This window comes from Streptomyces sp. NBC_00859 (assembly GCF_045161865.1).
Classification (GTDB): Bacteria; Actinomycetota; Actinomycetes; order Streptomycetales; family Streptomycetaceae; genus Streptomyces.
Genome location: NZ_CP108826.1, coordinates 7,828,255 through 7,842,802 on the forward strand (window position 1 = coordinate 7,828,255; position 14,548 = coordinate 7,842,802).

At 65.5% G+C, this 14,548-nt stretch carries 1 protein-coding gene (cut by a window edge); it reads left to right on the forward strand.

Annotated features, from left to right (window positions below; all coding sequences use genetic code 11):
• A protein-coding gene (locus tag OG584_RS34545) for an amino acid adenylation domain-containing protein (RefSeq protein WP_405783769.1) crosses the window boundary here: on the forward strand, positions 1-14,548 show its 5' portion. Its footprint extends 3,947 nt past the window's final position; 14,548 of the gene's 18,495 nt are visible here — the first part of the coding sequence; it begins with the start codon at positions 1-3; its stop codon lies off the right edge, out of view.

Below are 14,548 nucleotides of genomic sequence, written 5' to 3' on the forward strand. Positions count from 1 at the left end.
ATGTCTGCCCGCAATCGAGTTTCACTGACCGCTCCACAGCACGGACTCTGGCTCCTGCACCAACTCGACCCGGCCAACCCGGTCCTGACGGTCGGCGAAGTGCTGGAAATCCGCGGCACGGTCGACCCCGCCCTGTATGGCGCGGCCATGCGTCAGGTCATCGACGAGGCAGAGACACTCCGCATCCGCATCGCGGTCGACGACGACGAGGTCTTCCAGTACATCCTCGACGCCGACTCCGTCCCCATCGGGATCGTCGACCTGAGCGACGAACCGGACCCGCAGAAGGCCGCCGAACAGCACCTCACCGCTGCATTCACCACAGCCATCGACCCCACCAGCGAACCCCTTTTCACGCCAGAACTGCTGAAACTGGCGGACAACCACTACCTCTCCAGCCACCGCTTTCACCACCTGGCCATCGACGGATGGAGCATGGGACTGACGGCACGCAGGCTCGCAGAGATCTACACCCGGCTCCACGCCGGCGAAGCCCCCGGTGCCAGTCCCTTCGCCCCTCTCAGCGTGCTGCTGCAGGAACACGTCGCCTACCGTGCTTCCGACACGTATGCCGACGACGCCGGCTTCTGGCGCGGCTACCTCACAGACGTTCCCGAAGCAGCCCGCCTCACTACCGGCGTACCCCACCTGCCCCACCGGCTGCTACGCCGCTCCGTCGAACTCGCCCCCGCTGTTTCCACCCGTCTGCGGGCACTCGCCGAGCACACCGGCGTACGAGGATCCACGCTCGCCATCGCTGCGACAGCCGCCTATCTCCACCGCATGACCGGCGCACAGGAGCTCGTGCTCGGTCTCCCCGTCGCCGCGCGTACCGCGGACGCCCGCCGAGTGCCCGGCGTCGCTTCCAACGTCGTCCCCCTGCGCATCACGATCGCCCCGAACGCAACACTGGAAGGGTTCCTTCGACATGTCGCGGAGGAAACCAGCCATGTGCTGCGCCATCAGATGTACCGCTATGAAGATCTCAGCCGCGACCTCAACCTGGTAGGCAACCGGCAGCAGCTCGAAGGCCCGGTCGTCAACGTCATGAACTTCGACTACGACCTCCGCTTCGGCACCGCCCCGGCCAGCGGCACCTACCACGGCATAGGACCGACCCAGGACCTCGCCTTCCAGTTCCTCGACCGAGCCGACAGCGACGGCTGGCAGATCGAACTCAAGGCGAACCAGAACCTCTACACCATTGAGGAACTCGATGCGCACAATGCCCGCCTGGTTGCCTACCTCACGGCTCTGGCCGAAGCGGACGCCCGCGCTCCCCTCGGTGACCTGGACATCCTGCTGCCTGCGGAACGCGAAGCACTCCAGGACTGGAACACCACAGCGGCGCCACAACCTGCGGGCACCCTGCCTGAACTATTCGCAGCACAGGCACGCCGCACGCCGCACACGCCCGCCCTTGACAGCGGCGATGCGCATCTCACCTACAGCGAATTGGACCTGCGCTCCAACCAGCTGGCCCATCACCTTCTGGCTCTGGGGATCGGAGCCGAAGACTTCGTGGCGCTCTACCTTCCACGCTCGGCCGACATGGTGGTCGCCCTTCTCGCAGTCCTGAAGGCCGGAGCCGCCTACATCCCCGTCGACCCCGCCTACCCGGCCAGCCGCATCGCCTACATGCTGGCCGACGCGCGTCCCCGCCTTACCCTCACCACCCAGTCGGCGGCAAGTTCCCTTCCGGACACCGGAGTTCCAGCGGTCGTTCTCGACGGCCCCGGAGCACTGAGTGCACTCAGTGCCGAGCCGGACACCATGCCGGATGCCGCCGCAGCCATCCTCGGCAGCAGCCCCGCACTGGTCATCTACACCTCCGGCTCCACGGGCGCGCCCAAGGGCGTCATCGAGACGCATGCCGGAATGGGCAACCGCTTCACATGGTTCCACTCCCGGTTTCCCTGGCAGCCCGGCAATACCGTCTGCGCAAAGACCTCCCTCAGCTTCCTCGACGGAACAAGCGAGATCCTCGAACCGCTCCTGCACGGCGGCCGGGTCATCGTCGCCGACCACGAACAGGCTCGCAGTGCCCCTGAACTCGCCAGGCTGATGGAGGAATTCGACGTCCGGCGGATGACCATGGTCCCCAGCCTCCTCGCGGAGATGCTCGAGAGCGACCTTCTCGGACCCGCGGCGGGCCACGCCACCTGGATCACCAGTGGGGAGGCTCTGCCTCCAGCCGTCGCAGCCCGCTTCCACTCCGTACTTCCGCAGGCCCGTCTCCTCAACTTCTACGGATCGTCCGAGGCGAGTGCGGACAGTGTGTGGGCGGAGATTGTTCCGCAGGATGTGCCGGCGGGTGCGTTGCCGATCGGTCGTCCGATTGCGAATACGCAGGTGCATGTGCTGGACGGGGCGCTGCGGCAGGTTCCGCCGGGCGCCGTGGGAGAGCTCTACGTCGCCGGCGCAGGTCTGGCGCGCGGCTACCTCGGCCGCCCATCGCTGACGGCTGAGCGTTTCGTGGCGAGTCCGTTCGGTGTGGGTGAGCGCCTTTACCGCACGGGGGATCTCGCGCGGTGGGGTGCGGACGGGAGACTGTCCTATGCGGGCCGGGCGGACGACCAGGTCAAGGTCCGCGGCTTCCGCATCGAGCTCGGTGAAGTCCAGGCCGCGCTGGCCGCCCATCCCGCCGCAGTTCAGGCCGTGGTCGTCGCTCGGGCCGACGACCACGGTGAGAAGCGACTCGTCGGCTACGTGGTGGCGGACACGGGCGCGACACCGGACACCACCGAACTCCGCAGTTTTGTGGCTGGGCGGTTGCCGGAGTACATGGTGCCGGCTGCGGTGGTGGTGCTGGATGGGCTGCCGTTGAATGCGAACGGGAAGCTGGATCGTGGTGCGTTGCCGGCGCCGGTGTTTGTGGGTGGGGTGTATCGGGCGCCGCGGTCGGTGCGTGAGGAGGTGTTGTGCGGTCTGTTCGCGGGTTTGCTGGGTTGTGAGGTGGTGGGTGTGGATGACTCCTTCTTTGATCTGGGGGGTCATTCGCTGTTGGCGACGCGTTTGGTTTCGCGTATTCGTCGGGTTCTGGGTGTGGAGTTGTCGGTGCGGTCGGTGTTTGATGCGCCGACGGTGGCTGAGCTTGTGCGGTGTCTTGATGGTGAGGGGGTTGTTCGTCCTGCGTTGACGGTGATGGAGCGTTCTGGCCCTGTTCCGTTGGCGCATGCGCAGCAGCGGTTGTGGTTCCTGGATCAGTTCGAGGGTTCGAGTGCGGCGTACAACATGCCGGTTGCGGTGCGTCTGTCGGGTGTGCTGGATGTGGTGGCGTTGCGTGGGGCGCTGGCTGATGTGGTGGGCCGGCATGAGACGTTGCGTTCGGTGATTGAGGTCGTTGATGGTGAGCCCCTTCAGCGGGTGCTGGCGGGGGCGGCTGCCGAGCTGACCGTTGAGGCCGTCACCCCCGACGAACTCGCGACCTCGCTGACGGCCGCAGCCTCTCACCCCTTCGACCTCGCCGGGGAGATGCCGCTCCGGGCCACGCTCTTCAGCCTCCCCTCGAACACCGGCGAATACGTCCTGCTCCTGGTTCTGCATCATATTGCGGCGGATGGCTGGTCGATGGCGCCGTTGTTGCGGGATCTGTCGGTGGCGTACGGGGCGCGGTGTGGTGGTGGTGTGCCGGGTTGGGATGCGTTGCCGGTGCAGTATGCGGATTATGCGGTGTGGCAGCGGCGGGTGCTGGGTTCGGAGGGGGATCCGGAGAGTCTGGTCTCGCGGCAGTTGGCGTACTGGCGTGAGGTGCTGGAGGGGTCTCCGGCGGAGATCGCGCTGCCCTTCGACCGGGTGCGGCCTGCGGTGGCTTCGCGGCGGGGTGGCAGTGTGCCGTTCGTTGTGGATCGGGAGTTGTACGGGATGGTGTTGGGCCTTGCGCGGGAGCGTGGGGTGTCGCTGTTCATGGTGTTGCATGCGGTGCTGCTGGTGGTGCTGTCGCGGGTGGGTGCGGGTGAGGATCTGCCGGTGGGTGCGGCGGTGGCCGGGCGTTCCGATGAGAGTCTGGATGATCTGGTCGGGTTCTTCGTGAACACGGTGGTGCTGCGTACGGATGTGTCGGGTGATCCGTCGTTCGTGGAGCTGCTGGACCGGGTACGTGAGGTGCACCTGGGTGCCCACGCGCACGTGGATGTTCCCTTCGACCGTCTGGTCGACGTCCTGGGAGTGGAACGGTCGGCTGCCAGCCAGGCGCTGTTCCAGGTGATGCTGGTGCTGCAGAACAATGCGCACGGCCGCCTCGAACTCCCCAACCTCACCGCCACTCCCCAGCGGGTGACGACAGGACAGACGAAGTTCGACTTCACCCTCCATCTCACCGAAACACCCGAAACAGAGAGCCCGCTCGTCGGAGCCTTCGAATATTCGGCCGACCTCTTCGACCAAGACACGGTACAGAAGCTCCAGCAGCGCTTTCTCCGCATACTCAGCGAAGCAGCCCACGCGCCGCACACCACACTCGCCCAGCTGGATGCTCTCCTGCCCGGCGAACGCGACAAGCTTGCGGGTTGGCATGGGCGTTCGGTGGATGTTGTTGGCCCTGGTTCGATTTCTGGGTTGTTTGCGGAGCAGGTGGTTCGTGCTTCTGACGCGTTGGCGGTGGAGTTCGGGGATGTGTGTTTGACGTATGCGGAGTTGGATGCGCGGGCGAATCAGGTTGCTCATTTCTTGCTCGGTCAGGGGGTGGGTGCTGAGTCGCTGGTCGCGGTGTGGATGGAGCGGTCGGTTGAGCTGATCGTGGCGGAACTCGGTATCGCGAAGGCGGGGGCGGCGTATGTGCCGTTGTTCCCGGACTGGTCGCGGGAGTATCGGGAGCGGGTGTGTGGGGTTGCGGGTGTGTCGGTGGTTCTGACGGCTGAGGATGTCGCGGCCACTGTGGGGGGTCCGGTGTCGGATCCGGGCGTGCGAGTGCACCCGGATCAGTTGGCGTATGTGATGTTTACGTCGGGGTCGTCGGGTGTGCCGAAGGGTGTGGGGGTTCGGCAGCGGGATGTGGTGGCGTTGGCGGGGGATGGTGCGTTTGCGGGTGGGGCGCATGGGCGGGTGTTGGTGCATTCGCCGCATTCGTTTGATGCGTCGACGTATGAGGTGTGGGTGCCGTTGTTGAGTGGTGGTCAGGTGGTGGTGGCTCCTGCGGGGCGGGTGGATGCTGGGGAGCTGGCGTCGTTGATTGTGTCGAGTGGGGTTACGGGGTTGTGGTTGACGGCTGGGTTGTTCTCGGTGATGGCTGAGGAGTTCCCGGGGTGTTTTGGTTCGGTGGTGCAGGTGTGGGCTGGTGGTGATGTGGTGCCGGCGGCGGCGGTGCGTCGGGTGCAGTCGGTGTGTCCTGGGTTGGTGGTGGTTAATGGGTATGGGCCGACGGAGGCGACGACGTTTGTTGCGTGTCATCGGATGGATGTGTTGGGTGGGGGTGTTTCGGATGTTCCGGTGGGGCGGCCGTTGGATGGGGTGCGGGCGTTTGTGTTGGATGGGGGGTTGCGTTTGGTGCCGCCGGGTACGGTTGGTGAGTTGTATGTAGCGGGTGCTGGTGTGGCTCGGGGGTATGTGGGTCGGTCGGGGTTGACTGCGTCGCGGTTTGTGGCTGATCCGTTCGGTGGTGGTGGGCGGTTGTATCGCACGGGGGATCTGGTGCGGTGGAATGCTGGGGGTGAGCTTGTTTATGTAGGTCGGGCGGATGATCAGGTCAAGGTCCGGGGCTTCCGCATCGAACTCGGCGAGATCGAGGGTGCCCTTGAGGCGCATCCGCAGATCGACCGGGCAGTCGTGGTGGCCCGCCGGTTGCCGGCGGCGGGCAAGCAGCTCGTCGGCTACGCGGTTCCAGCCGCTGCGGACACAGCCCCTACCGGACAGGCCCTGCGCGAATTCGTGGCTGAGCGGTTGCCGGAGTACATGATCCCCGCGGCGGTCGTGGTCCTGGATGCTTTCCCCCTGACCGTTAACGGCAAAATCGACCGCAAGGTCCTCCCGGAGCCTGTGTTTGCTGCGCGGGATGGGGGGCGTGCTCCGCGTGGTGCGGTTGAGGAGGCGATCTGCCGGGTCTTCGCTGGTGTTCTGGGTCTTGAGTCGGTGGGTGTGGATGAGTCGTTCTTCGATCTGGGTGGGGATTCGATCGTTGCGATTCAGTTGGTGGCGCGGGCGCGTGCTGCTGGTGTGGTGTTTTCGGCGCGGGATGTGTTCCGGTGGCGGACGGTTGAGGCGCTGGCTGCTGTGGCGGGGACGGTCGAGTCGCGTGCTGTGGAGGTCGAGGCTGCGGGTGAGGCGGTCGGTGATGTTCCCGCGACGCCGGTGATGGCGTTGTTCGGTGCGCGGGGTGGCGCTCTGGACGGTTTTTTCCAGTCGATGGGTGTGCCGGTTCCGGTGGGTGCGGGGCTGGGGCATGTTGTGGATGCGGTGCGGGCGGTCGTGGATCGGCATGATGTGTTGCGGATGCGGGCGGAGCTGTCGGATGGGGGGCAGTGGAGTCTGTCGGTGCCGGCGGTTGGCGAGGTGCGTGCGGAGAGCCTTGTGCGTCGAGTGGATGCGTCCGGCCTTACCGGAGAAGAGATGTCCCGGGTGGTGACGTCGGAGCGTCGTGGTGCGCAGGGTCGGTTGTGTCCTGCGGGTGGTGTGATGGTGCAGGGGGTGTGGTTCGACCGGGGTCCTGGTGTTGAGGGTGTGCTGCTTCTTGTGGTGCATCACTTGGTGGTGGATGGGGTGTCGTGGCGGATTCTGGTGCCGGATGTGCGTGTGGCGCTGGAGTCGTTGGTGGCGGGTCGTGTGCCGGAGTTGGGTGGGGTGGCGACGTCGTTCCGTCGGTGGGCGCGTTTGCTGGTTGGTGAGTCGCGTGAGCGTGTGGGTGAGCTTGGTTTCTGGCGTGGTGTGTGTGGGGTGGTTGATCCGCTGTTGGGGTCGCGGCGGTTGGATGCGGTGTGTGATGTGGCTTCGTCGGCGGGTCAGTTGGAGGTGCGGTTGCCGGTTGGGGTGTCGCGTCGTCTTCTGGGTGTGGTGCCGGGGGCGTTTCACGGTGAGATCAATGATGTGTTGTTGGCGGGTTTGGCTCGGGCGGTGCGTGGTTGGCGTGGTGATGGTTGCGGTTCGGTGGTGGTGGATGTTGAGGGTCATGGGCGGGAGGAGTTCGCGGGTGTTGATCTGACGCGGACGGTGGGTTGGTTCACGTCGGTGTATCCGGTGTGTCTGGTGCCGGGGGAGGGGGATGTTGTTGCTTCGGTGAAGCGGGTGAAGGAGCAGTTGCGTCGGGTTCCTGACAAGGGTGTCGGGTTCGGTTTGTTGCGTTATCTGAATCCGGAGACCGCGGGTGAGCTTGCGGGTGCGGGGCCGCAGATCGGCTTCAACTACCTCGGACGGTTCCAGCGCGATGGTGAGGTTCCGGGACTGGGGCTTGCCAGCGGTCGCGATGCCGACATGCCGTTGGCGCATGTGGTCGAGGTGAATTCTCTGGTGGAGGATGCTGGGGATGGTCCGGTGTTGCGGGCGGTGTGGTCGTGGGCCGGTGGGGTGTTGGAGCAGGAGCGGGTGGCGCGGCTTGCTCAGGCGTGGTTCGCGGAGCTGACGGCGATCGCGGATGCGGTGAGTGAGGGTCGTGCGGGTGGTCACACGCCTTCCGACTTCCCTTTGGTGGCTCTTACCCAGTATGACGTCGACACTCTGGAGAGCGAGCTCGAGGTCGAGGGTGCTGTTCTCGATGACGTTCTTCCGCTGTCCCCGCTGCAGCAAGGCCTTGCCTTCCATGCCGGATACGACGAGCAGGGCACTGATGTCTACACGGCGCAGTTCGTACTGGAGCTGACTGGTGTGCTGGACGCGGGCCGGCTCCGGGAGGCGACGCAGGGGCTTCTGGACCGACACGTCAATCTCCGGTCCCGGTTCCGCCAGACACCTGAAGGCCAGTGGGTTCAGGTGGTGCCCGGACGGGTGGAGACGCCGTTTCGTGTTCTGGACGTCTCAGCGTCCTCTTTGCCTGAGGATGATGTTCAGGCGTTGGTGGATGCTGAGCGGGGTCGGTCTTTTGATCTGGCGGGTTCGCCGTTGTTGCGGTGGGTGTTGGTGCGGTTGGGGGCTGAGCGGCATCGTCTGGTTTTGACGAATCATCATATTCTGCTTGATGGGTGGTCGATGCCTGTCCTGTTCGGTGAGCTGTTCCAGCTTTACCGGCGGGGGGCTGGTGTGCTTCCTGTGGTGCGTCCGTTCGGTGATTATCTGGCGTGGTTGGCGGGTGCTGACCGGGGTGCGGCGGAGTTGGCGTGGCGTGAGGTGTTGGCGGGTGTGGAGTCGGCGACGCTGGTGGCGCCGGGGTTCGGTCAGGGGCGTACGGAGGTTCCGGAGCGGTTGCGGGCGGAGCTGGGTGCGGGGCTGGTGGGGGAGCTGTCGGGTCTTGCCCGTTCGTGGGGTGTGACGGTGAATACGCTGGTGCAGGTGATGTGGGGTGTTCTGGTCGGTGGGTTGACCGGGCGTGAGGATGTGGTGTTCGGCTCGGTGGTCTCGGGGCGTCCGGCGGAGTTGCCGGGTGTGGAGAGCATGGTGGGGTTGTTCATCAATACGCTCCCGGTGAGGGTCCGGCTGGATGCGGCGGAGACGATCGCTGCGTTGATGGAGCGGGTTCAGCAGGAGCAGGCGGGGCTGCTGGCCCATCATCATCTGGGCCTGACCGAGATCCAGCAGCTCGCGGGCGCGGGGCAGCTCTTCGACACTCTGACCGTCTACGAGAACTACCCCCGGCTGGCCGCCAAGGTATCCGGGGCCGAAGCCGCCACCGACGTTCACGTGGCAGTGGTCTCCGGCCTGGACGCCACTCACTATCCGCTCGCACTCGCGGTCATGCCGGGCGGTGAGGGGATGCGGCTGCGGCTGGACTACCAGCCGGCCGCGTTCACCACCGAGCAGGCACAGCAGATCCTGGACCGCTACCAGCATCTCCTGCACACCCTGGCCACCACCCCCGACCAGACCCTCGCCCAGCTGGACACCCTCCTGCCCGGCGAACGCGACACCCTCAACGACTGGAACAGCACCGCCACAGAAATACCCACCACCACACTCCCCGAACTGTTCGCGGCGCAGGTCGTCCGTTCCCCTGACGCCTGGGCGGTCGTATGCGGCGAGACGCGCCTGACGTACGAAGAACTGGACGCACAGGCCAACCGGCTCGCCCGTCACCTGATCGCCCATGGCGTCGGTCCCGAGCGATATGCCGCGCTGTACCTCCCGCGATCGGTGGACATGGTCGTCGCACTGCTGGCCGTATCCAAAGCCGGCGGCGCATACGTCGGGCTCGACCCCGCCTACCCTTCGGAGCGCGGTGCCTTCATGCTCGCCGACTCCCGGCCCGTGCTCATCCTCACCTCGGGTGAGGTGGCCAAAACGCTGCCCGATACTTCCGTTCCGACGATCGTCCTGGACGAACACGACACGAAGTGCAGGATTGCCGCACAGTCCCCCCATCGGATCAGTGACGAAGAACGAACCGCAGAGCTGACCCCAGCCCGTCCCGCCTACGTCTTCTACACCTCGGGATCAACAGGCCTGCCCAAGGGCGTCGTCGGCACCCATGTCGGCATGGTGAACCGGCTCAAGGCCGCCCACACTCAGTTTCCCTGGAAGCACGGGGAAGTGGGATGCGCCAAGGCGTCCATGGCATTCGGTGAATCGACGAGTGAGATCCTCGGCCCGCTGCTGCACGGTGCCACCGTCGTCGTCGCCGACCAGGAGCAGATGCGCACCGCGCACGACCTCGCTGCCTTGATCGAACGGCACGGAATCACCAGGATCACGCTTGTTCCCAGTTTGCTCAGCACCCTGCTCGAAGAGGACCTGCTCGGCACGACGGCCGGGCGGGCGCTCTGGACGAGTAGTGGCGAGGCATTGTCGCCTTCGACAGCCAGACGATTCCTGAATACCTTCCCTGACGCCCGTCTCCTCAACTCCTATGGGTTCTCCGAGGCGAGTGCGGACAGTGTGTGGGCGGAGATTGTTCCGCAGGATGTGCCGGCGGGTGCGTTGCCGATCGGTCGTCCGATCGCGAATACGCAGGTGCATGTGCTGGACGGGGCGCTGCGGCAGGTTCCGCCGGGCGCCGTGGGAGAGCTCTACGTCGCCGGCACAGGACTGGCGCGCGGCTACGTGAACCGCTCCGCACTGACGGCTGAGCGTTTCGTGGCGAGTCCGTTCGGTGTGGGTGAGCGCCTGTACCGCACGGGGGATCTCGCGCGGTGGGGTGCGGACGGGAGACTGTCCTATGCGGGCCGGGCAGACGACCAGGTCAAGGTCCGCGGCATCCGCATCGAGCTCGGTGAAGTCCAGGCCGCACTGGTCGCCCACCCCGCCATTGTCGAAGCAGTCGTCATCGCCCGCGAGGCGGATGGATCCGGGCATGGCACCCAGCTGGTGGGATACGTCGTGCCCGCTGACTCCAACGTCTCCGAACCCGTCCTCGACGGTGCATCCCTCCGCAGTTTTGTGGCTGGGCGGTTGCCGGAGTACATGGTGCCGGCTGCGGTGGTGGTGCTGGATGGGCTGCCGTTGAATGCGAACGGGAAGCTGGATCGTGGTGCGTTGCCGGCGCCGGTGTTTGTGGGTGGGGTGTATCGGGCGCCGCGGTCGGTGCGTGAGGAGGTGTTGTGCGGTCTGTTCGCGGGTTTGCTGGGTTGTGAGGTGGTGGGTGTGGATGACTCCTTCTTTGATCTGGGGGGTCATTCGCTGTTGGCGACGCGTTTGGTTTCGCGTATTCGTCGGGTTCTGGGTGCGGAGTTGTCGGTGCGGTCGGTGTTTGATGCGCCGACGGTGGCTGAGCTTGTGCGGTGTCTTGATGGTGAGGGGGTTGTTCGTCCTGCGTTGACGGTGGTGGAGCGTTCTGGTCCTGTTCCGTTGGCGCATGCGCAGCAGCGGTTGTGGTTCCTGGATCAGTTCGAGGGTTCGAGTGCGGCGTACAACATGCCGGTTGCGGTGCGTCTGTCGGGTGTGCTGGATGTGGTGGCGTTGCGTGGGGCGCTGGCTGATGTGGTGGGTCGGCATGAGACGTTGCGTTCGGTGATTGAGGTCGTTGATGGTGAGCCCCTTCAGCGGGTGCTGGTGGGGGCGGTGGCCGGGCTGAGGGTGGAGGTGGTGTCGCGGGAGGGTCTTGCCGGGGCGTTGGCGTCGGTTGCGGGGGAGCCGTTCGATCTGGCGGTTGAAGCTCCTTTGCGGGCGCGGTTGTTCGAGTTGGGGCCGCACGAGTGGGTTCTGGTGCTTGTCGCGCATCATATTGCGGCGGATGGCTGGTCGATGGCGCCGTTGTTGCGGGATCTGTCGGTGGCGTACGGGGCGCGGTGTGGTGGTGGTGTGCCGGGTTGGGATGCGTTGCCGGTGCAGTATGCGGATTATGCGGTGTGGCAGCGGCGGGTGCTGGGTTCGGAGGGGGATCCGGAGAGTCTGGTCTCGCGGCAGTTGGCGTACTGGCGTGAGGTGCTGGAGGGGTCGCCAGCGGAGATCGCGCTGCCCTTCGACCGGGTGCGGCCTGCGGTGGCTTCGCGGCGGGGTGGCAGTGTGCCGTTCGTTGTGGATCGGGAGTTGTACGGGATGGTGTTGGGCCTTGCGCGGGAGCGTGGGGTGTCGCTGTTCATGGTGTTGCATGCGGTGCTGCTGGTGGTGCTGTCGCGGGTGGGTGCGGGTGAGGATCTGCCGGTGGGTGCGGCGGTGGCCGGGCGTTCCGATGAGAGTCTGGATGATCTGGTCGGGTTCTTCGTGAACACGGTGATGCTGCGTACGGATGTGTCGGGTGATCCGTCGTTCGTGGAGCTGCTGGACCGGGTACGTGAGGTGCACCTGGGTGCCCACGCGCACGCGGATGTTCCCTTCGACCGTCTGGTCGACGTCCTGGGAGTGGAACGGTCGGCTGCCAGCCAGGCGCTGTTCCAGGTGATGCTGGTGCTGCAGAACAATGCGCACGGCCGCCTCGAACTCCCCAACCTCACCGCCACTCCCCAGCATGTCGAACCCGACGCAGCGAAATTCGACCTGACCATCCACTTCGCCGAGGAGACCCAAGGACACAACGACTCCGGCGACCAGCGAGGCGGACTCGACGGCGGCATCGTCTACGCCACGGACCTCTTCGACGAAGAGACCGTCCGCGGCCTCGCAGCACGCTTCGACAAGGTCCTTCGAGAGACCGTCGAAGACCCAGACGTCAGGATCAACTCTCTGCACATGCTGCTTCCGGGCGAGAGGGAAACCCTTCAGCGATGGGAACAGACAGCGCCGGGCGTCGGCCCTGGTTCGATTTCTGGGTTGTTTGCGGAGCAGGTGGTTCGTGCTCCTGACGCGTTGGCGGTGGAGTTCGGGGATGTGTGTTTGACGTATGCGGAGTTGGATGCGCGGGCGAATCAGGTTGCTCACTTCCTGCTCGGTCAGGGGGTGGGTGCTGAGTCGCTGGTCGCGGTGTGGATGGAGCGGTCGATCGAGCTGATCGTGGCGGAACTCGGTATCGCGAAGGCGGGGGCGGCGTATGTGCCGTTGTTCCCGGACTGGTCGCGGGAGTATCGGGAGCGGGTGTGTGGGGTTGCGGGTGTGTCGGTGGTTCTGACGGCTGAGGATGTCGCGGCCACTGTGGCGGGTCCGGTGTCGGATCCGGGTGTGCGAGTGCACCCGGATCAGTTGGCGTATGTGATGTTTACGTCGGGGTCGTCGGGTGTGCCGAAGGGTGTGGGGGTTCGGCAGCGGGATGTGGTGGCGTTGGTGGGGGATGGTGCGTTTGCGGGTGGGGCGCATGGGCGGGTGTTGGTGCATTCGCCGCATTCGTTTGATGCGTCGACGTATGAGGTGTGGGTGCCGTTGTTGAGTGGTGGTCAGGTGGTGGTGGCTCCTGCGGGGCGGGTGGATGCTGGGGAGCTGGCGTCGTTGATTGTGTCGAGTGGGGTTACGGGGTTGTGGTTGACGGCTGGGTTGTTCTCGGTGATGGCTGAGGAGTTCCCGGGGTGTTTTGGTTCGGTGGTGCAGGTGTGGGCTGGTGGTGATGTGGTGCCGGCGGCGGCGGTGCGTCGGGTGCAGTCGGTGTGTCCTGGGTTGGTGGTGGTTAATGGGTATGGGCCGACGGAGGCGACGACGTTTGTTGCGTGTCATCGGATGGATGTGTTGGGTGGGGGTGTTTCGGATGTTCCGGTGGGGCGGCCGTTGGATGGGGTGCGGGCGTTTGTGTTGGATGGGGGGTTGCGTTTGGTGCCGCCGGGTACGGTTGGTGAGTTGTATGTAGCGGGTGCTGGTGTGGCTCGGGGGTATGTGGGTCGGTCGGGGTTGACTGCGTCGCGGTTTGTGGCTGATCCGTTCGGTGGTGGTGGGCGGTTGTATCGCACGGGGGATCTGGTGCGGTGGAATGCTGGGGGTGAGCTTGTTTATGTAGGTCGGGCGGATGATCAGGTCAAGGTCCGGGGCTTCCGCATCGAACTCGGCGAAATTGAAACGGCGCTCACCACCCACCCCGATGTCGCCCAGAGCGTGGTGACCTCATGGCAGGCCGCCGGCAGAAAGCAATTGGTGGCATACATCGTTCCCACCAACTCCGGAGCTTCCCCCGATTCCGCAGTTCTGAGGGAGTTCGTGGCTGAGCGGTTGCCGGAGTACATGATCCCCGCGGCGGTCGTGGTCCTGGATGCTTTCCCCCTGACCGTTAACGGCAAAATCGACCGCAAGGTCCTCCCGGAGCCTGTGTTTGCTGCGCGGGATGGGGGGCGTGCTCCGCGTGGTGCGGTTGAGGAGGCGATCTGCCGGGTCTTCGCTGGTGTTCTGGGTCTTGAGTCGGTGGGTGTGGATGAGTCGTTCTTCGATCTGGGTGGGGATTCGATCGTTGCGATTCAGTTGGTGGCGCGGGCGCGTGCTGCTGGTGTGGTGTTTTCGGCGCGGGATGTGTTCCGGTGGCGGACGGTTGAGGCGCTGGCTGCTGTGGCGGGGACGGTCGAGTCGCGTGCTGTGGAGGTCGAGGCTGCGGGTGAGGCGGTCGGTGATGTTCCCGCGACGCCGGTGATGGCGTTGTTCGGTGCGCGGGGCGGTGCTCTGGACGGTTTCTTCCAGTCGATGGGTGTGCCGGTTCCGGTGGGTGCGGGGCTGGGGCATGTTGTGGATGCGGTGCGGGCGGTCGTGGATCGGCATGATGTGCTGCGGATGCGGGCGGAGCTGTCGGATGGGGGGCAGTGGAGTCTGTCGGTGCCGGCGGTGGGTGGGGTGCCGGGTGATCTGGTGTGTCGGGTTGATGTGCGTGGTCTGTCGGATGGGGCGTTGCGGGATGTGGTGACGTCGGAGCGTCGTGGTGCGCAGGGTCGGTTGTGTCCTGCGGGTGGTGTGATGGTGCAGGGGGTGTGGTTCGACCGGGGTCCTGGTGTTGAGGGTGTGCTGCTTCTTGTGGTGCATCACTTGGTGGTGGATGGGGTGTCGTGGCGGATTCTGGTGCCGGATGTGCGTGTGGCGCTGGAGTCGTTGGTGGCGGGTCGTGTGCCGGAGTTGGGTGGGGTGGCGACGTCGTTCCGTCGGTGGGCGCGTTTGCTGGTTGGTGAGTCGCGTGAGCGTGTGGGTGAGCTTGGTTTCT